Origin of the sequence: Bradyrhizobium barranii subsp. barranii (assembly GCF_017565645.3) — a bacterium.
Taxonomy (GTDB): Bacteria; Pseudomonadota; Alphaproteobacteria; order Rhizobiales; family Xanthobacteraceae; genus Bradyrhizobium; species Bradyrhizobium barranii.
Genome location: NZ_CP086136.1, coordinates 1,142,184 through 1,163,733, shown reverse-complemented (window position 1 = coordinate 1,163,733; position 21,550 = coordinate 1,142,184). Strand labels below are relative to the sequence as shown.

The 21,550-nt window shown below is 60.9% G+C and carries 22 protein-coding genes and 2 pseudogenes; 10 read left to right on the top strand and 14 right to left on the bottom strand.

Features of this window, described 5'->3' with window-relative positions; translation table 11 throughout:
• Positions 1-20 precede the first annotated feature (20 nt).
• Complete coding sequence (locus J4G43_RS05670; protein ID WP_155258122.1) at positions 21-167, top strand: hypothetical protein; 147 nt, start codon at positions 21-23, stop codon at positions 165-167.
• A 101-nt stretch (positions 168-268) separates the two neighbouring features.
• On the top strand, positions 269-1,354 hold the full coding sequence (locus J4G43_RS05665; protein ID WP_210387310.1) for an Acg family FMN-binding oxidoreductase: 1,086 nt from the start codon (positions 269-271) through the stop codon (positions 1,352-1,354).
• A 91-nt stretch (positions 1,355-1,445) separates the two neighbouring features.
• Here J4G43_RS05665 and J4G43_RS05660 read toward each other — a convergent pair whose 3' ends face one another.
• The 3 genes from J4G43_RS05660 to J4G43_RS05650 are packed head-to-tail and all read right to left on the bottom strand — an operon-like array spanning position 1,446 to position 3,166.
• On the bottom strand, positions 1,446-2,225 hold the full coding sequence (locus J4G43_RS05660) for a sulfite exporter TauE/SafE family protein (protein ID WP_208084221.1): 780 nt from the start codon (positions 2,223-2,225) through the stop codon (positions 1,446-1,448).
• A 29-nt stretch (positions 2,226-2,254) separates the two neighbouring features.
• A complete protein-coding gene (locus tag J4G43_RS05655; RefSeq protein ID WP_038944633.1) occupies positions 2,255-2,803 on the bottom strand; it encodes a rhodanese family protein in 549 nt (182 codons plus the stop codon).
• Positions 2,804-2,827: 24 nt separating this feature from the next.
• A complete protein-coding gene (locus J4G43_RS05650) occupies positions 2,828-3,166 on the bottom strand; it encodes an ArsR/SmtB family transcription factor (RefSeq protein WP_193375979.1) in 339 nt (112 codons plus the stop codon).
• A gap of 83 nt (positions 3,167-3,249) precedes the next feature.
• Here J4G43_RS05650 and J4G43_RS05645 point away from each other — a divergent pair, with 83 nt between their 5' ends.
• Entirely contained in the window at positions 3,250-4,137 is an 888-nt protein-coding gene (locus J4G43_RS05645) for an MBL fold metallo-hydrolase (protein WP_038953836.1), read from the top strand.
• A gap of 47 nt (positions 4,138-4,184) precedes the next feature.
• Here the strand turns inward: J4G43_RS05645 and J4G43_RS05640 are convergent, their stop codons facing one another.
• Positions 4,185-4,838 carry a DUF6064 family protein gene (locus J4G43_RS05640; RefSeq protein ID WP_028154432.1) on the bottom strand — a complete coding sequence of 218 codons (654 nt, stop codon included), beginning with the start codon at positions 4,836-4,838 and terminating at the stop codon, positions 4,185-4,187.
• A 257-nt stretch (positions 4,839-5,095) separates the two neighbouring features.
• On the opposite strand from J4G43_RS05640, the gene J4G43_RS05635 reads away from it, so the two are divergent.
• The 3 genes and pseudogenes from J4G43_RS05635 (at position 5,096) to J4G43_RS05625 (ending at position 9,136) form a co-directional block, all read left to right on the top strand.
• A complete protein-coding gene (locus J4G43_RS05635; RefSeq protein ID WP_208089247.1) occupies positions 5,096-6,628 on the top strand; it encodes a thymidine phosphorylase family protein in 1,533 nt (510 codons plus the stop codon).
• Positions 6,625-7,455 (top strand): annotated as a pseudogene (locus J4G43_RS05630) (ribose-phosphate diphosphokinase); the annotation flags it as partial. The gene J4G43_RS05635 and the pseudogene J4G43_RS05630, both read left to right, overlap by 4 nt.
• Before the next feature lie 85 nt (positions 7,456-7,540).
• Positions 7,541-9,136: an MBL fold metallo-hydrolase gene (locus tag J4G43_RS05625; RefSeq protein ID WP_208084220.1), complete on the top strand. Its 1,596-nt coding sequence runs from the start codon at positions 7,541-7,543 to the stop codon at positions 9,134-9,136.
• A 30-nt stretch (positions 9,137-9,166) separates the two neighbouring features.
• Here J4G43_RS05625 and J4G43_RS05620 read toward each other — a convergent pair whose 3' ends face one another.
• The 4 genes from J4G43_RS05620 to J4G43_RS05605 all read right to left on the bottom strand — a co-directional run bounded on the left by J4G43_RS05620 (position 9,167) and on the right by J4G43_RS05605 (position 11,523).
• On the bottom strand, positions 9,167-10,261 hold the full coding sequence (locus J4G43_RS05620) for an OpgC domain-containing protein (protein ID WP_162137017.1): 1,095 nt from the start codon (positions 10,259-10,261) through the stop codon (positions 9,167-9,169).
• A 59-nt stretch (positions 10,262-10,320) separates the two neighbouring features.
• On the bottom strand, positions 10,321-10,743 hold the full coding sequence (locus J4G43_RS05615; RefSeq protein WP_233465584.1) for a CBS domain-containing protein: 423 nt from the start codon (positions 10,741-10,743) through the stop codon (positions 10,321-10,323).
• 121 nt (positions 10,744-10,864) lie between these two features.
• Positions 10,865-10,987, bottom strand: coding sequence for a universal stress protein (locus J4G43_RS05610; protein ID WP_321576311.1), 123 nt, complete (start codon positions 10,985-10,987; stop codon positions 10,865-10,867).
• Positions 10,988-11,100: 113 nt separating this feature from the next.
• Positions 11,101-11,523 carry a baeRF12 domain-containing protein gene (locus J4G43_RS05605; RefSeq protein ID WP_408581405.1) on the bottom strand — a complete coding sequence of 141 codons (423 nt, stop codon included), beginning with the start codon at positions 11,521-11,523 and terminating at the stop codon, positions 11,101-11,103.
• A gap of 330 nt (positions 11,524-11,853) precedes the next feature.
• Between J4G43_RS05605 and J4G43_RS05600 the strand changes: the two genes are divergently transcribed.
• Complete coding sequence (locus tag J4G43_RS05600; protein ID WP_028151316.1) at positions 11,854-12,303, top strand: c-type cytochrome; 450 nt, start codon at positions 11,854-11,856, stop codon at positions 12,301-12,303.
• 303 nt (positions 12,304-12,606) lie between these two features.
• On the opposite strand, the gene J4G43_RS05595 is transcribed toward J4G43_RS05600, so the two are convergent.
• The 4 genes from J4G43_RS05595 to J4G43_RS05580 form a co-directional block, all read right to left on the bottom strand.
• Positions 12,607-12,930 (bottom strand): DUF3240 family protein, encoded by a 324-nt coding sequence (locus tag J4G43_RS05595; protein ID WP_038944196.1) that lies wholly within the window; start codon positions 12,928-12,930, stop codon positions 12,607-12,609.
• A complete protein-coding gene (locus tag J4G43_RS05590; RefSeq protein WP_028151317.1) occupies positions 12,927-16,001 on the bottom strand; it encodes an efflux RND transporter permease subunit in 3,075 nt (1,024 codons plus the stop codon). Before J4G43_RS05590 ends, J4G43_RS05595 begins: the two co-directional genes overlap by 4 nt.
• Positions 16,002-16,003: 2 nt before the next feature.
• On the bottom strand, positions 16,004-17,128 hold the full coding sequence (locus tag J4G43_RS05585) for an efflux RND transporter periplasmic adaptor subunit (RefSeq protein WP_028151318.1): 1,125 nt from the start codon (positions 17,126-17,128) through the stop codon (positions 16,004-16,006).
• 1,046 nt (positions 17,129-18,174) lie between these two features.
• The gene (locus J4G43_RS05580) at positions 18,175-19,371 is read right to left on the bottom strand and encodes a sensor histidine kinase (protein ID WP_225004639.1); all 1,197 of its coding nucleotides are present in this window, start codon (positions 19,369-19,371) and stop codon (positions 18,175-18,177) included.
• Between the two features lie 45 nt (positions 19,372-19,416).
• Here J4G43_RS05580 and J4G43_RS05575 point away from each other — a divergent pair, with 45 nt between their 5' ends.
• Positions 19,417-19,584, top strand: a complete 168-nt coding sequence (locus tag J4G43_RS05575) for a hypothetical protein (RefSeq protein ID WP_225004637.1) — start codon at positions 19,417-19,419, stop codon at positions 19,582-19,584.
• On the opposite strand, the pseudogene J4G43_RS05570 reads toward J4G43_RS05575, so the two are convergent.
• Together J4G43_RS05570 and J4G43_RS05565 are read right to left on the bottom strand one after the other, a co-directional pair.
• Positions 19,557-20,221, bottom strand: a pseudogene (locus tag J4G43_RS05570) (response regulator transcription factor). The gene J4G43_RS05575 and the pseudogene J4G43_RS05570 overlap by 28 nt on opposite strands.
• A complete protein-coding gene (locus tag J4G43_RS05565) occupies positions 20,221-20,535 on the bottom strand; it encodes a PepSY domain-containing protein (protein WP_028151322.1) in 315 nt (104 codons plus the stop codon). The pseudogene J4G43_RS05570 and the gene J4G43_RS05565 overlap by 1 nt, the downstream one beginning before the upstream one ends.
• 147 nt (positions 20,536-20,682) lie before the next feature.
• Between J4G43_RS05565 and J4G43_RS05560 the strand changes: the two genes are divergently transcribed.
• Both J4G43_RS05560 and J4G43_RS05555 read left to right on the top strand, forming a co-directional pair.
• A complete protein-coding gene (locus tag J4G43_RS05560) occupies positions 20,683-20,955 on the top strand; it encodes a PepSY domain-containing protein (protein ID WP_028151323.1) in 273 nt (90 codons plus the stop codon).
• Positions 20,956-20,965: 10 nt separating this feature from the next.
• Positions 20,966-21,532: a cytochrome b/b6 domain-containing protein gene (locus tag J4G43_RS05555; RefSeq protein ID WP_208084219.1), complete on the top strand. Its 567-nt coding sequence runs from the start codon at positions 20,966-20,968 to the stop codon at positions 21,530-21,532.
• The last annotated feature ends 18 nt before the right edge of the window (positions 21,533-21,550 follow it).

The window sequence follows — 21,550 nt, the reverse complement described above, 5'->3', positions numbered from 1 at the left end:
ATCGCCTGGAGGATCGTGAGATGACTAGCGAAGCAATCAAAGCGCTGATGATGTTGGCGCTGTATGGCGTGCTCGAGATCACGCTCTTCTATTCGTCGATTGAGCAGCTTGCCATGCGCTCCGCCCGCGATCGCCGAGCGGAAACCAGTCGAGCACCGGAAGGCTAATGCCTGCGCTCGTAAAGGCGCGGCGTTCGCTCCGGATTGCGGCCATTGTGATTCATCGGCCATCTGTCGCTGTGTCTACGCTGACTGTCTGCGAGGCATGAATGAATCGTAGATCTCTGCTTTTCGGAACGGTTGCCATGTACGCAGCCCGCATGCCAATGGCCCGCGCCTCACAGCCCTCGACCTACGAGGAGGCCGTGCAACTTGTGTGGCGTCCGCTCGACCCGGCGCGCGGAGCTCGCGAGCTCGTGCGCGCAGCGACGCTGGCCGCGAACAGCCACAACACGCAGCCTTGGCGGTTCATCCTCTCCGACAACGTCATCACCATCCGTCCGGACCTCGTCCGTCGCTGCCCCGTGGTCGATCCCGACGATCATCACCTTTTTGCTTCACTTGGCTGCGCAGCTGAGAACATCGTGCAGGCTGCCCCGATGCTCGGTTTGAACGCCAATGTTGCAGTCGATACCGCCAATCCGGGCTCGGTCTCCATCGCTCTCGACCGCACTGCGCCGTCGCGCCACGCGCTCGCAGATGCGATCACCGAGCGCCAATGCACGCGCGCCAAGTATGATGGCCGTGCCGTGAGCTCGGAGGACCTACGCACGATCGAGACTGCCGGCGCGCTAAGTGGCGTCGAGTGTTTCATTGTGACCGAGCGACCGCGCATGGAGGCAATTCTCGACTACATTATTCAGGGCAACACGATGCAGATGCGCGATCCCGCGTTCATGGCAGAGCTCATCTCCTGGATCCGCTTCAATGATTCCATGGCGATCGAGCAATTGGACGGGCTTGCCGTGCGGAGCTCCGGCAATCCGGCGCTGCCGGCTTGGCTCGCGCGTCGCCTCCTGAAGTTCGCGCTGACCGAGAAGAGAGAGAATGACAAGTATGCCGAGGATGTTCGCTCGTCAGCGGGCATTGCCGTCTTCGTCAGTCCGCGTAACGACAAGGCTGGCTGGGTCGCTGCCGGACGCGCCTATCAGCGTTTCGCGCTGCAAGCGACGATGCTCGGGATTCGAAATGCTCTTCTCAATCAGCCGATCGAGGTCTCTTCCCTGCGTCCGCAGATTGCAGACTATCTGGGGCTTGGCGTCCGGCGCCCGGATCTGATGGTGCGATTTGGTCGCGGCGCATCACTGCCCCCCTCACTGCGTCGACCGGTGACTGCTGTGATTGATCCCTCCTGAAGCCCGAGCGAAACCTTACTTGGGTTCATACTGGTTGCCCTCATTCGTGCGGGCGCTTTGGTCTATCGACCGCTTGTTTCGAAGTCCCCAATCACGTGAAGCCGAGATTGCGGACCAGCATATAGATCGCCACCGCGAATATCAGGGCCGCGAATACGGCATTCAATGCACCTTTGCGCGCGGCGAGCGAGCTTGCCGAGCCGGCGCCGAGCATCCCGCCAACAACTCCGCCGGAGATAAACAACGCAGCGAGATACCAATCCACCAAACCGGACAGGGCGTAGTTGACCGCCGTCGTCAGGCCGAAGGCGGTCACCGCCACAAGGGAGGAACCGACCGCATAGAGGATTGGCATGCCAGTGGCCGCAATCAGCGCCGGTACGATCAGAAAGCCGCCGCCGATCCCAAAGAAGCCGGACAAGGCTCCCGAGAGCCCCCCCAGGGCGAAGAGTTTCGGCAGATTCTCTCGGTTAAGCCGGACCGATGGCTCGCCCGCGCCGGCGCGGCCCTTCAGCATCAGCGCGCCCACCGCCATCATGACGATAGCGAACAAAGCCAGCAACTTCTGTCCTTCGATGACCTTGCCGAGGGTAGAGCCGAGAAAGGCGCCGGCCATGCCTGCGAGCGCGAACACAGAGGCGCAACGCCACTTCACGTTACCAGCCCGAGCGTGGTTGACGAGGTTCACTGCAGCGTTCGCCGCAACTGCGATCGCACTAGTGCCGATCGCCACATGCGGATCCGACACGCCGACCAGATAGACGAGGAGCGGCACGGCCAAAATTGAGCCGCCACCTCCGACCAGCCCCAGCGAAAATCCGACCAACGAGCCGGAGGCGAGACCGAGCGCACCTTGGGTCAACGCCAGCATAGTGGACGACTCCTGATTTTAAGCTCCGCTCACGCGGCCCGCGCGGGCGAGCCGTACACGCTACGGTTCCAGGGCGCGCGCATGAGAATACGGGCCATGCCGCAAAAGCCGGTGACACCGGCTATGATCAGCCCGGCGCCGACGAAGGCCGGCACCGCGAAGAACCACGGCGACACGAAGAGGCCGAGGAGCGTACCCGTGACAGCAAGACTGCCGGCGCCGATCTGCACCTGGCGCTGAAGCTCCAGCGGCTGGCGCCGGTCGGTCACGACCGGCAGGCCAGCCTTGCGCCAGGCGTCGAGCCCGCCTTCGACGATGAAGGCTTCACAGGCGTCGCCGAGCTTCCGGGCGAGCCGCGGCGCGTTGGTCTGAGTGCGGGCGCCGCTTTTACAGTGGAAGATGACCGGCTTGCCTTGATGCACGGCGAGGTCGATCTCGTCGAGCTTCGACAGGGGGAGATGCCGCGCGCCTGGGATCTTCTCGCGGGCGTGCTCATCGACTTCGCGGATGTCGATCAGGAGGGCGCCGCTGTCGAGAAGGCGGCGCGCTTCGGCTGGCTTGATTGCGGGTAGTGACATGATTAGCTCCTCTACTTTCCTGAATTAGTTCTTCGCCTTGGTGGGCTTGCAAAACAGCCTGTGCAGCGTGGCAAAGAGTTGCTCGATGCGCGGATCGGCGATGCGGTACCAGAGTGTCTGGCTTTCGCGCCGAAAGGTGACGAGGCCCTCCTCGCGCATCCTTGCGAGATGCTGCGACAGTGCCGATTGCGACAGACCCACGGCTTCCGCGAGCGCATTCACGTTGCTCTCGCCGCATTCGACGAGTTGGCACAGGATCATCAGTCGACGCTCGTTGGCGAGCGCGCGCAGAATGCCGGCAACTTCAACCGCCTGCTTTTCAAAAGCCTCCAGATCGAATGCTGGGGAGGCCATCGGCCGCATCCTTATTTTAGATATTGCTTATTTAGCTGTTGCTAATATATATGTCAAGATCAACCGACAGGTGGATCCAGGAGGTTCAGGCCATGTCAGGACAACCCATCATCCAAGCGTTCTTCGACGAACCCACCAACACGGTGAGCTATCTGGTTGCCGATCCGGCGACCAGGAGGGCCGCCATCATTGACCCGGTATTCGATTACGACCACAACTCGGGTGAGGTGGATACGCGCTCGGTCGAGGCGATGCTGAAGGCTGCAAGAGATGCAGGCAACACCATCGACTGGGCGCTCGAGACGCATGCCCATGCCGACCACCTCTCGGGCGCCCCTTTCATCAAGGCCACGACCGGCGCGCAAATCGGCATCGGCGAGCACATCAAGGACGTGCAGCGCATCTTCCGACCAATATTCAACGCCACGGACCTGAAGACCGATGGCAGCGACTTCGACCACCTGTTCCGGGACGGCGAGCGCTTCAAGGTCGGCGAACTTGAGGCGGAGGTGATCTATACGCCCGGGCACACGCCGGCCGACATCTCTTACAAGATCGGGAATGCCGTGTTCGTCGGCGACACGCTGTTCATGCCGGACTACGGCACGGCACGCGCCGACTTTCCCGGCGGCGACGCGCACAAGCTCTACCGGTCAATCAAGCGAATCCTGGCAATGCCGCCCGAGACGCGGCTGTTCATGTGTCATGACTACAAGGCTCCCGGCCGCGACACCTACGCCTGGGAGACAACGGTGCGCGAAGAACGCGAGAAGAATGTTCAAGTCAAGGAAGGCGTCACCGAGGATGAGTTTGTGGCCATGCGCCAGGCACGCGATGCCACGCTCTCAGCGCCCAGGCTGCTGCTGCCTTCCATCCAGGTCAACATCCGCGCCGGCAAATTTCCGCCTGCCGAAGCCAACGGAGTACGCTATCTCACCATTCCCGTGACGCTGAAAGGAGGAGCGGAGACCTGCGTTTGAGGCAGGCCAGGGACGGGCACTGAAGCAAGATTGCAGAACGCTACCGCTCACCGTGAGGAGGCTGACGCCAGCCTCTGATCACCGCCAGCGAGCAAAGCGGCTGATACAATTCCACTCACGAGCAGCACCCAGTCCTGCGGCACACGCAGCAGGATTGCCGCGCTGCCGCCGATGAGCGACCAGAGGATAGGAATAATCAGCAGCAGGCGGGGAATCGGCCGGATTGTGAGCAGCAACATCCCGAACGTGAAGATCGTGACGGGGCATGGCGTTACACCGAACGCAGGCAGTTCCGCAAGGTCATGACCGACCGCCACTCCAAGAAGCCAGTAGATGGCAGCCGCATAGAGAACGAATGCAATGCCAATCCACGCCGCCGGACCGTTGCTCCGGCCGAAAGTCATTCGACCCTGTATGACACCAACGTATCCAAACGCCATGGCCTGAACTGCGAACAGCGCACCGAATGCATAGGCCATTTTGTTGATGGGCGCGAAAAATATCAAATGATAGATGAGCCCCGTCCACGCCCACATCGCAGCAAGGACACCGGCGATGATCTCATCGGATCGCTTGCACCTGCGGAATACCAGTGCGAACGCCAAGCCCCCTATCATCAAGGCAACGATCTGCGCCGGCCAGATCGCTCTGTTGTAGCTCGCGAAGACCCCGAAAAATTGCTCGACAGAGAAAGGCAGCATATCACTGCTCCGCTGGCGATCTAACGTTAGCTGCTTCCGATGCCCGTCATTTGACGCGGATCAAGTCGGAAGTGCCCCCACTCACCTGCCGCGTACCTGGAGACAGTACGTGCGCATCGGCCTCACTGAGGCAGCCGCATCGCCGGCGCCCCACGACCTCTCCGTGCTTGAGGACCGGCGATGGATTGATCTGTCGCAAATCGGGGCTCCTGGGCGAGCCCTATCCTCGCTTCACCGCGACAAAGAAGTCTTCATCGATGAACGTCATTCCACCCGGCCGCGCCCAGCTCAGATCCCGCCGTGTCAATCTCGACACCGGCCGGGAAAGCGTCGTCGTGATCTCCCGCCGGTCAACGGCGCTCCGGCCGGACCTGTTTCGAGGCTTTTCCAGGGTCGAGCTGCGCAGCGGCTCGAAGACGCAACTGGCGACGGTGCTTCTCACCGATGATGACGGCCTGGTCGGGCCCGACCAGCTTGGCATGGCGGAGCCGGCGTTTCGGCGCTTTGGACAGCCGGCAGGCACCTACATTGCAGTTACCCCTGCTCCCTCCCCGCCAAGCTTGGACGCGGTTCGCGCCAAGATTCAGGGCAAGACACTTGAAGCTCCCGAGATCGGCGCAATTGTCGACGATCTCGTGCATTACCGCTATTCGGACATGGAAATCGCTGCATTCCTCGTCAGCTCCGCAAATTTCATGACATCCGGGGAGTTGATCGCGCTCACAGAGGCCATGGCCAGAGCCGGGACGCAGCTCAGATGGAATACGAAGACTGTCGTCGACAAGCATTGCATTGGCGGCATTCCCGGCAATCGCACGTCGATGATCGTGGTGCCGATTGTAGCCGCACACGGGCTGACAATCCCGAAGACGTCGTCACGCGCAATCACGTCGCCAGCCGGAACGGCCGACACCATGGAGGTGCTGGCCCGGGTCGACCTCAGCGTCGAAGCTATGAAAGAGGTCGTCGCGTCGTGCAATGGCTGTCTTGCATGGGGCGGACACGTCAACCTGTCTCCGGCAGACGACATCCTGATCGGCGTCGAGCGACCACTGGCGCTGGATACGCACGAACAGATGGTTGCATCCATCATGTCGAAGAAGCTGGCCGCCGGCTCGACGCATCTTCTCATCGACCTTCCGGTGGGGCCTAACGCCAAGCTTACGACCGCATCGCAGGCCATGCGGCTCCGCAAGCTGTTTCAGTTCGTCGGCGATCGGTTTGGCCTCGAAGTGGAGGTCGTGACCACCGATGGACGGCAGCCCATCGGCAGTGGCATCGGCCCGGCGCTTGAGGCACAGGACGTGATGGCAGTGCTCGCCAATGAGCCCCAGGCCCCGCGCGATCTTCGTGAGAAGTCGTTGCGCCTGGCCGCCCACCTTCTGGAACACGACCCTGACTTGCGCGGTGGCACAGGCTATGCACGCGCAAGCGAGCTCCTGGAGAGCGGGGCGGCGCTTCGACAGATGGAAAAGATCATTGAGGCCCAGGGCCCCGCGCCCTCCGCCAGCGAAATCGGTAGCCTTACCCTCGACATTCACGCCGCAAGCGATGGTGTCGTCTCCGCGATCGATTGCTTGCGGCTCAACCGGCTGGCACGAACGGCAGGCGCCCCGCTCGACAAGGGCGCCGGCATCAAGTTGTTCAAGAAGATCGGAAATCGGGTCGAGCAAGGCGAGCCGCTCTATCGCATTCACGCCTTCGAGCCGTCGGGGTTTGACCTTGCCGTCGGCATGGCCCAGCAAGACTCCGCTTACCGGGTCGAACCGCAGACCGGGGCAGCAGCATGATCCCGAGTGCAGTTCAATGGCTGCCCACTTCCACCCATTTCGGGCCTCGGCTTGCTGAAACTCTGGGTATTGTCGGCCATGAAATCATCTTGCATCGATTTCCCGATGGCGAGCTGCGGGCAACCGTCGGCCCAGCGGCAACCACCACGATAGTCTGTTGCTCGCTCAATCAGCCCAATGAAAAGCTGATTGCGCTGTTGTTTGCTGCAGAAGCCTTGCGGCGCGATGGAGCCAAGCGGCTCGTGCTCGTTTCGCCTTATCTCGGCTACATGCGCCAGGACGCAGCGTTCCATCCCGGCGAGGCGATCAGTCAGCGCGCAATCGGTACCCTTCTGGCGAACACCTTCGATTGCGTCATCACGTTTGATGCCCATCTCCATCGGACGCCCAATCTCGCCGGCGTCTTTCCTGGCATTGAAGCGCACAACCTGTCGGCGGCTCCTGCGATCGAAGCTGTGCTTCGTGCCGACACAGTCGCGCCCACGACGGTCGTGGTCGGCCCCGATGAGGAGTCGCGATCTTGGGTGGCCGACATTGCCAGCCGTCTCGGACTTTCGTACAGCGTGGCGCGAAAAGTACGCCGGACTGATCAATCGGTGCAGATCGCATTCCCGGACACGACGCTGTTCGCCGGGCGTCCCGTGCTCTTCATCGACGACATCGTGTCGTCCGGTGGGACCCTTACCGCCTGCGCGGAAGCTCTTGCCGCGTCAGGAGCCTCTTCTATCGAGGCCATTATCGTTCATGCACTATTTCCGCCGGCGTTTATGACAGAGTTCGGTCGCGCCGGCATTCGTTCCGTCCGATCCACCAACAGCGTGCCACATCCAACCAACGCCATCCGCCTCGACGATCTTCTCGCCCGCGCGTTGCGGCGGGAGTTGTTGGCATGCCGGAGACTGGGAGCCCCCCGTGAGCGTCACCATCCAGTTTTGCGGCGCCGCCCGCACCGTTACCGGCTCCTGCTATCTCTTTGTTACGCCGAAAGGACAATTCCTGGTCGATTGCGGGTTGTTTCAGGGACCGAAAACGTTGAAAGCGCTGAACTACGGTGCGTTCCCGTTCCGCCCGGCGGATGTCGACGCCGTTTTGCTGACGCACGCCCACATCGACCACAGCGGGCTCCTGCCGAAGCTCAAGCGTGAAGGCTTTTCAGGCCCGATCCTGGCGACGCGCGGCACCATCGACCTCTGCTCCTACATGCTTCCCGACGCAGGCAACATCCAGGAAACGGAGGTTGCCGCCCTGAACCGCCGAAACGCCGCCCGAGGGCGGGGCGCTGTAACGGCCATCTACACACAAGCCGATGCGATTGCGACCCTGGATGCCTTTCGGCCCGTCGAATACCAGGCGTGGTACGCGGTGATACCTGGCGTCCGCGCCCGCTATTGGAATGCCGGACATTTGCTCGGCTCGGCTTCGATCGAGCTGGAATTCGCCGAGCAAGGCAGAAACGGAGGGCCGTTGCGTGTCCTGATGTCGGGTGACATCGGCCCAGACGCCAAACTGCTGGAGCCGGATCCGGAGGCACCGACCAGCCTCGACTACGTATTTTCCGAGTCGACCTACGGCGATAGCGACCGCCCGTCCACAACTCACGCACTGCGTCGCGCGCATCTCGCCCAGGAGGTGCGCGATGCCGCCAGCGGACGCGGCGCACTGTTAATCCCCGCTTTTGCGGTAGAACGGACCCAGGAGCTGATCGTCGATCTGGCCGACTTGATGGCCCGCGGTGAGATTCCGACCGCACCAATTTTCCTCGATTCGCCTTTGGCGATCCGTGCGACGGAAGTCTTTCGGAATAACACGGCCAGTCTCGATCCGAGCGTCGATTTGGACCGGCTTCTGACTTCCAGTCAGTTGCACTTCACGGAAACCGTTGATGAGAGCAAGTCGATCGCCAGGCTCTCCGGCTTCCATATCATCATTGCCGCAAGTGGAATGTGCGACGCCGGCCGCATCCGCCATCATCTGAAGCGATGGTTGTGGCGCAGGGAGTGCACGGTCTTGCTCGCGGGATTCCAGGCACAAGGTACCCTAGGCCGCTTTCTGCGAGATGGCGCGAAAGCGGTGAGGATACAGGGCGAAGAGATCAAAGTCGCTGCGAGGATTCGATATATCGACGAATACTCAGGGCACGCCGACGGTCCGGAACTCGCGCGCTGGATTGCCGCGCGGCGACCCATTCATCGCGGTCTGTTCATCGTGCATGGGGAGGAGCACGCGCTCGGAGGCCTTCTGCACCGGGTCGCCGAGCGAACCGTTCCGACCGCGCAGATTTTCACGCCTATGCTGGACGACGTCTACGAATTATCGACAGCCGCGCCGACACCGATCGACGTTGCTCGCCGCCGCAGGCTCGCTCCCGATGCAGTCGTCAGCCTCGATTGGCACAACGATATGTCCAAACTGCTTCTCGATATCAATGACCAGATCGAAGCGGCCGCAGACGATCGATCACGGGGCGTGATCATCCGAAAATTGCGCAGAGCGCTTGAAGGCATGTGAGCCGGTCCGAAATGTCGAAGATGTACCTGATCAAAGTAGCCTTATTCGAGGCGCGGCAAGGCCAGCGAACCCGGTCAGCAATGTGGCAAAGACGGTAAGAAGAGCGATGCCTGTGCCGCTGACGATGACTTGAGCGAGCATGCCGTCAGATATGGTTCTCAGAACGAGATATGCCGCAAGGGACAACAAGACCCCCACACAATAGATCTCTAGCGAATTCTCTCCGCAACGAACAGCTCCCAAGAGCATGCGTGACCGCATGACGCTCCAATGCGCCGGCGCGAGGTTGGCGACGCAGACCGCAAGCGCAAGAAAATGCAGAAGCCGCAGCGGATCAAGATCCGACTTGTCTATCGGATAGACCAAGGCTTTCAGGAATTGAGGAACTACGAGCTCAAGAGCCGGATTGATCCAACTCATTGTAACAGCCAGTGACCAAATCAGGTATGCGGCCGAAAGCATGATCGCCGGACGCGACATCACGAATGGCGCCAACCGCCCATGCCCCACCACCGCCCACCATCCACCGATCGTGACGAGGAATTGCCAGGCGAACGGGTTGAAATACCAGTCGTTCGTCGGCCACCCCCGAAAGTTCCAGCCGTAAGTCTGGACCAAGCCGTACAGCAGAGCCGAAGCGGCCAAGGTCGCATTTGGCCATCTGAGCAAAAGCAGGAGCCACGGCGCAAACAGTAAATGGAAGAGCACGAAGGTCGGCAGCACGTCCGTATTGACGGGACGGTATTGCAGGATCGCCGCACGCGACAGCGCTTCTCCCGGCTTCTGCAGGACGATCGCCACATTTGCCTCGTCTGCGAGGTCAGCATCCATCCAATGAACTGCCACGACCAGAAACAGCGTCAACAGCAGAAATGCCGAATAAATCTCCCAGCTCCGCCGAACCGTATGACAGATCGTCGCCCAAGTCCCGGCGCTTCTGAACACGTGTCCATATGCCATCGTGCACGTCAGCCCCGAGACAAACATGAAGACTTCAGTGGTGTCGCTGAATCCATAATGGCTCAACGTTAGCCAGCTACAGATATTCCCTGGTATGTGGTTGATGAAGACGAACCAGAGTGCAATGCCTCTGCAGGCATCGAGCCGAATGTCGCGGTCTGGCATCTTGTGGAGTGGACCCATCGCAAGTGCTCGAAATACCCCCGCTCGGCTGACCCTATCCCTTAAGCCCTGCCAGGCTCCCCAAGACAGCTTGCCAGCGCTGTGAGCATCTGCATTCGGCCAACGATACCCACGACCTTTCTCTTGCGGAGCACCGGCACCTGCGAGATCTGGTAGACATCCATTTCCTTGACGACAGCATCGATCGTGGCATTCTCGTCGACGCAAACAGGATGACGGCTCATGACTGCTTCGACCCGCAGTCCCCTGGTTCGCTCACGAGCGAGCTCGCCCTCCTGCTTCCCCAGTAACCATTCGAGCCAACACCCTTCGGGATAGGTGACGCCCAACTCGCGACGATGGAGGAAGTCGCCTTCGGCAATGATGCCGACCAAGGCCCCTTCATCATCGAGGACCGGCAGGCCGCGCTGATTGGTCTCGAGCAGGAGATGGAGCGCCTCCAGCAGCGGCGCTTCCGGCTTCACGGTTGCAAACGACCTCCGCATGATATCTGATGCCCGCATTGCCTGTCTCCCATCAAAATCGCGAGCCGGGCTTTCTCGATTGCAGCGTCGAACCGCCGTTGTCGAGACCGAGCATCGCGGCCTAGTGGACCATCATCAGGCAGACTCGCGCCTGCTGCAGAAGGCTATTCGTCATGCCGCCGAACATCCATTCGCCCAACCGGCTATGTCCATAACCTCCTGTAACGATGAGGTCGGCGCCCACGTCCGCAGCCAAGCGAATGAGACTTGACGCACATCAAGCGGGATATTCTCGTCCGCCCTCGAATCGCTTGTGCTCGGAGGCGACCTCGGCCAAGTTGCCCCACACGATCTGCCCTACTCGCGCAACAAGTGCTTTTCGATGTCGCCGACCGGGTGCCTGGTGAGGTCGTTGGCAAGCTCCGCCACGATCCGGCGTTTCACATCGGGATGGAAGTCCGACCGAAGCGCCGCCAGAGTGCGCGGCGGTGCGACGACGATCAGCGCCGTCGATGGCTCGCCGCGTACAATGCGCTCCACGGCAACCGCCACCTGCTTCACAAAGCGGCGCTCCTCGAGCTCATGCCAATCGCTCGTCTCCACGGCGCTTCTTTGCCCGCTATGCGCGGCTTTGCTCACCCGGCCCGGCCGGTCGCTTCCCTGGTCATGGGTTGCCGGATTCTGATCCTCGAAGGCGGCTTCCACCCTCAAGTTCGGGAATTTTTCGTCACCTTCGTTCCGGAAGAACAGAGCCTTTCGCCCATCGCCGACGAACACCACGGCGTGATGCGGTATCTTGATCATTGGGATCTCCTCCTTACACAGCCTCCATTCTGACCGCTCGACGCTCCTGTTGCTTGATCCCGATCAATCTCGGCCGCTCTCAATCCGGCAAAATGTCGATAGTTGAGATCGAGCGCTTGATACGGAGGTTGTCATGCGGGCACGAGACGCGCCGTTCCGCTATGCGAGAGCGCCTGCTGCCGCCAGCGTGCGGCATTTCAAACCACTTATGAGCTTAAGCCGAAAGCCAGCCTTGATGTGCGTCAAACTGTCGGGATGCGAAACCGCTAATAGTTTGCATCTTCCCAACCAGCGTCGGAGTGCGACATGGTAAGCTTTGGTGGAAAATGTTTGGTAATGGCCGGTCTGACCGCTGGTTTCGCCGCCGCAGCCCAGGCTGAAGACCTCGACATGGGTAGATCAGAGTTTCAATCTTCGTGCGCCAGCTGTCATGGTGCTGATGCGAGGGGCAAAGGACCGGTTAGCAACCAACTTAAGATACCGCCTCCCGATTTGACGATGTTAGCCAAGAACAACAACGGCGTATTTCCCACGAACGCTGTTTATGAGACCGTAGAGGGATTGAAGACAATTCCAGCTCACGGCACTCGCGAAATGCCAATTTGGGGAGAGCGATTCAACCCCGTCGTCAACTTGCCTCACTATGTTGATCCGTATTATTGGAAGATGGCTGGACCGGAGCAAAGCCCGGAAGTCGTCGTGCGAAAACGCATCCTCGCTGTTATCGATTATCTGAGCCGCATTCAGCAAGAGTAGCAAGCGACAGCGCCGCTGATTAGCGGCCTTGGGACGCTTGAGCGTTACCTCGATGCGCACCCGATCCGGAGGAATTGCAGCAAAACAGCCATCGAGGCCATTGCGATCAGGTCAAACGAGTTTTGCGGAGTGGCTTGATACTAAGCTGCATGAGCCCCCAACCAATACCGCTCGGGTGGGTAAGAAGCATGCGTAGTCACAAGAAAGAACGGCCATACATGGCCTGTGGGAGCATGCGGCCCCTGCGGGTCATCTACATTTTCATGCTGATCTAAAGCGTAGCGTCCAAAGATCAGAGAAGCCTTATCGATTGGGGGCATCGATCACGCCAAATTCTGCGACGGGCATGATCCAGTAGACGATCCTGGATCCGGCGAAGGTCGCCTTCAGCCGTTCGAGCAACTGCGCCGCCTCTTGCACTCCAAGGACGGTCCGCACCATCAACTCGTCGGCATGCCCTTTGACCCGCTCGGTCGACGTCTGCAATCGGACGTCGGGACCATGCCCTGCGGCGTCCGAGGCCGTAAAGCCGGAAACGAGATCGCGCTGCTGGCTGAGGAAGTCGAACAATTCGTCGCGAAGCGCCCGGCCGGCGATCAGTGTGAGACAGACGAATTCGGCACTCATTTGGTCTCCTTCATGCCGCCAAATCGGCGATATAGGATCGGCAAAAGGATCAGCGTCAAGGCTGTCGAGGAGAGCAAACCACCGATCACCACGATTGCGAGCGGGCGCTGGATCTCGGATCCTGGACCGGTCGCAAACAGCAGCGGGATCAGGCCCAAGGCCGTGATGCTCGCCGTCATTAGAACCGGTCTGAGCCTGCGCATGGCCCCCTCGACGACGATGCGACCCTCCGGTACGCCATGAGCACGCAGTTGGTTGAAATAGGAGACCAGAACGACGCCGTTTAGCACCGCAATTCCCAAAAGCGCGATGAACCCGACGGACGCCGGAACCGAAAGGTATTCGCCGGTAAGCACCAAGGCAAACACGCCGCCAATCACGGCGAACGGGATATTGACGAGGACCAACAGCGCTTGTCGGATCGAACCGAAGGTCGTGAAGAGCAGCACAAAGATCAGCCCGATCGCCACTGGCACCACGATCGAGAGGCGCGCCGCCGCGCGTTGCTGATTTTCGAACTGACCACCCCAAGTCAGCCTGTAAGCCTCCGGCAGGGGCAACTCCGCAGCGACTTTCTGCCGGGCCGCCTCGACGAAGCCGACCATGTCGCGGCCACGCACATTGGCTCGCACAACGCTCATCCTACTCCCATTCTCGCGATTAACCACAACGGGACCGTCGACGCGCTGAATGCGGGCGACTTGTGAGAGCGCCACGTGCTGACCCGAGGCAAGCGTTAGCGGCAGGTTCGCGAGCAGTGTCGGCGCCTCGCGCGTCGTTTCGCTGCCGCGAACGAGGATGGGGGTACGGCGCCCCTCTTCCAGCACCGTCCCTATCGTGCGTCCCTCGATCTGGGTGCGTAACGAAGTGGAGATGGCGTCCACCGTCAGGCCGAGGCGTCCCGCCTCCATCCGATTCACGGCGACCGTGTAATATTGGGCACCCTCGTTGAGTGTGGTGTAGACATCTTCAGCGCCGTCGATGCTTGACAAAATGCCGGATAGCCTGCTCGCAATCTCATTGAGCTTGCCGATATCAGCTCCAAAGATTTTCACCGCGACATCGCCGCGGACGCCGCTGATCATCTCCTGCACGCGCATGTCGATCGGCTGCGTAAAGCTGAGCGATAGTCCCGGGAAATTGCCGAGCACCTGCCGCAGCTCTTCAATCAGGGCAGACTTCACGATTGTCTTTCGCTCTTCTGCGGGCTTTAGAACCAGGAATGTGTCGGTCTGGTTAGGTCCCATCGGGTCAAGCCCGAGCTCGTCGGACCCGGTCCGGGCCACGATACTCTTGACGTCAGGGACCTTCGCGAGGATGGCCGCTTGAAGTCTGGCGTTGATCGCAATCATTTCGTCGAGGTTGATGGATGGCAACGCCTCGACGCTGACGATGGTATCGCCCTCGTCCATCGTCGGCATAAACGTCTTGCCGAGCTGGGTGTAGGCGTAGCCGGCAGCGACGAGGGCCGCGACTGCCGCGATGACCACCTTACGCTCGTTCTTCAGAGCCCAAGCAAGTGCAGGCGCATAAAGCCGCGACGCAATTCGGATCAACCACGGATCTTGATGCGACGTAGTCTGGAGGAGAAACGATGTTGCTACGGGAATGACCGTGAGCGCCAAGAGCAACGACCCGCCGAGCGCAAAGATGATCGCGAGCGCTACAGGGATGAATAACTTCCCTTCAAGCCCCTCCAGCGTCAGCAGCGGCACGAATACGATCATGATAATCAGCACGCCCGAGGCGACCGGTTGAAGCACCTCGGAGGCGGAGCGGTAGATGACATGGACTAGCGGCGCGGCCTTTCCCTGCGGTTCCTTACTCAAATTTCCGACGACGTTCTCGACCACCACCACCAGAGCGTCGATCAGCATGCCAATAGCGATAGCAAGGCCGCCGAGGCTCATCAAGTTTGCTGACATGCCGACCATGCGCATGACGATAAGGGCGATCACGATCGCGAGCGGCAAACTTAGGGCGATCACCAGGGAGGCTCGCCAGTTGCCGAGAAATAGCAGGAGAAGGACGACGACAAGGACGGTTGCTTCGCCAAGTGCGCGGATAACGGTGCCAACCGCGCGGTCAACCAGCCGGCCACGGTCGTAAAAGACCTGGATACTGACACTTTGAGGGAGTGATTGCTTAATCTCGTCGAGGCGTGCCTGCACGTCGGCCACGAGTTGACGTGCATTGGCGCCTCGCAGACCAAGCACGAGGCCCTCGACCGTCTCGCCACGACCATCCGCGGTGACAGCGCCGTACCGTGTCAGTGCCCCTAATTGGACGCGGGCAATATCCTTGACCCGGATCGGAACCCCATCTTTGGTATCGACGACGATTTGCCTGATGTCGTCGATGGTCCGAATGCTGCCTTCGATACGCACGAGAGCGCTGTCTTCGCCCTGATTGACACGACCGGCGCCGTCATTGCGGCTGTTCGTCTCGATCGCGCGCCGAAACATCTCGTAGGAAATGCCGCGGGCTGCAAGCGCATCGCTAAGCGGGACGATTTCAAAAGCCCGGACATACCCCCCGAGCGCATTGACGTCGGCCACTCCTGGCACCGTCCGTAGCGCCGGACGGATCACCCAATCGAGCAGACTCCGCCGCTCGGCCAGCGAAAGTTCTGCACTTTCGATGGTGAACATGAACATTTCACCGAGCGGGCTGGTGATCGGGGCAAGCCCACCTGCCACCCCCTCTGGCAAGTCACGGGTGATGTTGGCCAAGCGTTCGGATACTTGGTTACGCGCCCAATAGATGTCTGTGCCGTCCTCGAAATCGACTGTGACGTCGGCCAGGGCGTACTTGGTGGTAGAGCGCAGGATCTTCTTGTTTGGCAACCCAAGCAGTTCGAGCTCGATCGGCACTGTGACCCGCTGTTCCACCTCCTCCGGGGTGAGACCCGGCGCCTTCATGATGACCTTGACCTGGACGGGCGAGACATCCGGAAAGGCGTCGATCGGCAGGCTGGGCAACACAACCAGCCCGGCACCGATCAATAGGAGCACACTAAGCGCGACGAAAAGCCGCTGAGAAAGCGCAAATGCGACAAGGCGTGCGAGCATGACTAGCCTGCGCCCAGCTTGAGCAGGATTCCGCGGAGCGCGGAGATGCCGCTGACCGCCACTTCGTCCTTGTCTGTGATGGTACCGGAGATCACGACATGGTCCTGGTCCTCCTCAAGCAGCGTGACCGGCACCAGACGGAATCCGTCCTGCATTGCCACGAACACCGAGGCCTGCTCACCCCTCCGGATCAGCGCAGTGTAAGGGAGTTCCCAAGCGCTCTCCCGCTTGGAAACAAAGGAGATCCGAGCAGCAGCAGTCTGCCCCGGACGCAAATCGCCTGAGTTCGGCACCTCGGCTCGGACCAGCACGGTTTGTGTAGCCGGATCGGTCGTTTCAGAAACCAGCACCACGTGGCCTGGAGTGTCATAGCCGTCGACCTCCACCTTCGCGCCTTGTTGAATGGCTTTGATATTCGATGCAGGCACCGCGATCTCGACCCATAGTGGAGAAAGCTGTGCGAGCTTGATCAGCGGTGCCGATTGCTCCACACGTTGGCCGGGAGAAACAGCAATATCGATCACGGTGGCCGGTCGTGGCGCGGCGACCGTTAGGGTCGCGCTGATCGCTGCCTCGCTGGTAAGTCTTGAGATTGTCTCATCCGAAAGGCCGCTGAGGCGGAGAACCTGCCGACGCTCCGCGACTACAATGCTTGCCTGTCGGGCTTCCGCCTGGCTCGCCTCAAGAACGCGCTGTGCGACCGCATTGCCTTGGAACAGTTGGGTGTTACGGTTGAGTTGCTGGGCAACCAGAACTTCTTGCGCAACAGCATGTAAATAGTCACGCTGCTGCGACACAAAGCTTGGACTCTCCATAGTGGCGAGCGGCTGTCCGGCAACAACGCGATCGCCCCGCGCCGCTGAAAGATTGGTCACCATTCCGGCCACGGGAGCGCTAACGACCCACAATTGCGGGGTAGGAATGACGATCTGGGCGGGATAAGGGAGCGTCTTGTCGGTCGGACTCGCAATGGGATGAACGACGCGAATGCCCAGGCTCGTTGCCTGCTCGGTGCTGAGCTTTAGTTGGTCCTCGGCCACCGAGTTGGACGGTAAAGCCAGGAACGCTATTGCAATCAGGACGCGGGTCCTTTTCAGCCATAAGAGCGCTGATGAACTCAGAAACATTGCGAAGATCCCATTGCAGTAACCAAAACTGAGGTCTTGGGGCGTAGACCGACTGTCGGCGCTCTGCAGGTCAAAGACTCACGGCCCCGTCAGCAATCTGACGCTAACGGGTGCACGGAGCGGAGCGCTTCCACGCAACGCTTATGATGCACCCTCACTGACTGGAAGCTGTTGATCCATGTCAGCAATTTGTAAGGTCAGATCTGCGATGATGATTGCTAATCGCGCCTCCGCGATAGCAGTCAGGTACCTAGGAGAAAACGCCGTGCTGCCGAAGAACCGCGCTCTTGCGGCGACCGTATTCGCTCTCTGTTTATTGGCCTTGCCCCAATCGGCGTCCTCCCATGGAGGCATTCGGCAAGATTCATGGAATCCTGCGCACCTGACCAATCTCCCTCCTGAGATACGAGACCAGGCAAAAAAGTGGGAGGCCGCGTGTGGCGCCCCGATCGCCGCTACGCAACAATTTGCGCTTTACCTCACAACTCTTGGCACTCAATTCGTTGCTCTTCACTTCGATGATTTCCAGTGCCGCAACAGAGGGGTCATTTGCAATGCATCAGGGTGTTTGTACGAAGTGTATGTGGCAGCCCGGGGACGATATCGGAAGGTGCTGGCTCTGCGGGCTCAGGATGTCCGCCTGGTGCGCGAGCGAAATGCCGCCTTTCTGGAGGTACAAGACCGCTCGAGCGGAGCACCACGGATCCTTCGCTGGAACGGATCTCGGTTCGTGACCCAGGCCGGAGCGTAGAACCGGTAGGTCAACTTGCGCGCTTGGAGAAACCGGCTATGGAGCCGAAGTGGTACATCTCATTTGAACCGGCCAGCTGCCGAAAGGACCGCATTTACCGGCGCGAAACCAAGACCTTTCCTACAGAAGCTGAGGCGAAGGCATTTGCGCGGATGATCCTCGATAGTGCCTTTCGCGTTTCCGCCGGGACAATAAACCCCGTTCAGCCAAAACGAGTGATTGGATCCAAGCGAGGACTCTCCGACTGGATTTCTGAGCGTTGACCAAATGCGATGTCAGTCGCTGCGGCTCCAAATCAGGGATATGGGCCTGAAGGGCATCGTGCTCGAGACGCAGACCTCGAAGCGATCGTGGCCTTCAGCCCGCCAAGCTCCGACTTCGAGAGTTCCAATCTCCACTCGTATGCGTCCAGGACGTCCTGAACGATGGCAAGACCGAGGCCCGCGGCACCTCCTCGCTCGTCGAGGCGAGTGCCACGCTCGATCACGTGTGACAGGTAGGTCGGTTCAATGCCTTCGCCGTCGTCCTCAACGGCAAGAAGCGGCCGATTGTCATCGGCGGTGATACGGACGCATCCTGCAGCATGGCGGGCGGCGTTCTCGATCAGATTACCGAGGATTTCCGCAAGGTCGGCCCTGTCCAGCGGTAAGCAAAGATCGTCGGCGACAAGGTTCTCGAATCTTACTCGCGCACCCTCGGGCGTGCGGGACACAGTCGCGATGATAGACCCCACGAGCGGTTTCACGGAAACTGATGTCGCTACGCCGCCTCTGGCGCGCCCACGAACCCTGGCGCGGGCAAGTTCGCGGTCGACGTGGCGCCCCATGGCTTCGCCAACAGCCTCGATGTCCTTGGCAATATCGTGCTCGCCGCGCTCCCGGAGGCGCGAGGCATCGGCCGCAAGAGCAGCAAGGGGCGTCTTCAGCCCGTGCGCCAAGTCCGCGGCACGACCGCGGGACCGTTCGATTTCGTGTTCCTGCGCATCGATGAGTGCGTTGACTTCCTCGACGAGAGGGTGGACCTCGGTCGGGACGGAGGACGGCAGATGCCGAATCCGCCCCGTTCTGATATCGGCAACTCCGCGCCGCAGCGCGACTAGCGGACGCAAACCGACGCCGACCTGGACCCATGTCGCAAGCGCCAGCGCGCAGCCGAGCAGGACGAGCGCGATCGAAAGATCCTTGGCGAACGCCGAGCTTGCCTCTGACATCCTTCCGAGATCCTCGGCGACGGCAAGGCGGACGGTGACCGGCTTCCCCTCCGCAGAAAGCGTAACCGCTCGCTCGGCCACCAGAACGCGTTGGCCTCCGGGTCCTGACGCTTCATGCTGGTGCGTTTCGCCATGGCTCAACCGATCCGCCGGAAGCTCTACTACGGAATCCCACAGCGACCGCGAGCGAAGCAACTGCCCGTGATCATCGCCGACCTGCCAGTAGAGCCCGGAAAGAGGCTCCGCGAACCGTGGATCGACGGGAGGCTGCGTCAGCACCAACTTGCCTTGGGGGTCGACATCGATATTCGAGAGAAGCTGCTTCAGATGGACGTCCAGATCTTGAGCGAGGGTGCGCGAAACATGGCGTTCGAAGAGGATAACGAGCGCGCCGCCGGCGATCCCAAGCGCGATCAGGATCGCGACGATGCCGCCGGCGACAAGTCGCAGCCGGAGCGAATGCCGGTTCACGCGGGCTCCTCCGGCATCAGATAACCGAACCCTCGCCGCGTCTCGATTGCGTCAGCGCCTAGCTTCTTGCGCACGCGGCCGACCAGCACCTCAAGCGTGTTCGAGTCGTGGTCTTCACCGTGACCGTAGACGTTCTCGTCGAGCTCCTGCTGCGAGACGACCCGCCCTCGATTCCGGAGGAGATGGGCCACCAGCCGGTACTCGAGCGGCGAGAGCGTAATCGGCACGCCACGGCGCGTCACTTTCATCTGGCGTTCGTCCAGAGTGATTTCGCCGGCGGTCATGACCGAGGAGCCGTGCCCCGTTGCACGCCGCACGATCGACCGCAGGCGTGCCAGCAGTTCCTCCATCGGAACGGTTTCGGTAGGTAGTCGTCTGCGCCGGCGTCGATCCCGTCTACCCGCTCGGCCCAGCTGCCTCGTGCCGTGAGGATGAGGACGGGCATGTGGCGGCCATTGGCGCGCCAGCGCTTCAGGACCGCAAGGCCATCCATGCCCGGCAGACCAAGGTCGAGGATGATAGCCCCGTAGTCCTCGGTATCACCGAGAAACCAGGCGTCCTCGCCGTTCGCAACCGTCTCGACCACGTAACCGGAGGCTTCGAGCGTGCGCGAGACATCCGACGCGATCCGCTGGTCGTCCTCGACAACAAGCACACGCATCACTTCTCCTTGGTCCGTTCGACTTCGCCGCTGCGGGCATCGACGTGGATGTCGAACAGCCGCCCCTTGTCGTCGATCACGCGGAACTCGTACATCCAGACGCCGGCTTCGCGTTCGAGCTTCACGCCGACGACGTCGCCGGGAAGCTTCTCCTTTATCGCACTCAGAATATCGGCGAGCGGACGAATTTCGCCGGCCTTGACGGCGCGTAGCGCGTCGTCATGGTCGCGCGCGAATGCCGGCGCCCCGCTGCCTGCGACCACAAGCGCGGTCGCAAGGATAAGGGCGCAAATTCGGGGCGGGCACAAATTCATGAAGCAGCTCGTCATCGGGTAGATATGGTTGCCAGATATCAGCTGACAATTCGCTGACCTCGCTCAACAGGCTCCGGTCAGGCCGCTTCTGGCAGATTGCCCGCATCGCCGACGCATGGTGCGGCCGGCAACCGTCAGGAGATACCTATGCGCAAGATCGCCATTCTTACCGTCGCCGCCGTGACCCTCACCGCCGCCAGCGCCCAGGCCGGCAGCCTCGGCAAGCCCTGCACGTCGGCCCCCGAAGCCCAGTGGCTGCCGATGGCGCAGTTGCAGGCCAAGGTCGAGGCCCAAGGATACAAGGTTCAGAAAGCCAAACTCAAGAACGCCTGCGGCGAGCTCTATACGCTCGACAAGAACGGCAATCGGGTCGAGCTGTTCGTTGACCCGACCAACGGCCAAATCATCGGCCAGATGTAGCGGTCCGCAAATGAGAACCGTAAGCAACACCATCGAAGCCGGCGGCGCGATGCCGCCGGCCACGGTCAAGGTCTGGGATCCGTTCGTCCGGATCTTCCATCGGTCGCTGGTGGCGACCTTCGTGATCGCCTACGCCACCGGCGACGAGATCGAGCGGGTCCACCTCGCGGCCGGCTACGCGATCGCCGCCCTCCTTACGCTCCGCATCATCTGGGGGTTCGTCGGCCCGAGGCATGCGCGCTTTTCGAACTTCGTTCGTCCGCCGCGCGAGGTGCTCGCCTATCTTCGTGATGTCGTAATGCTCAGAGCTACCCGCTACCTAGGGCACAACCCCGCGGGCGGTGCCATGATCGTGGCGCTCCTCGCCGCGCTGGTCGGCACGTGCGCGACGGGCTACATGATGACGACGGACGCCTACTGGGGCTCCAAGATGATCGAACACGTCCACGAATTCCAGGCCAACCTAACCGTCGGCCTGGTCGTGGCGCATGTCCTTGGCGTGCTCATCGCGAGCTTCGAGCATCGCGAGAACTTGGTGGCTTCCATGATCTCCGGCCGCAAGAGAACTGCTGATTAGGCAGCTCTCTTCAAACCG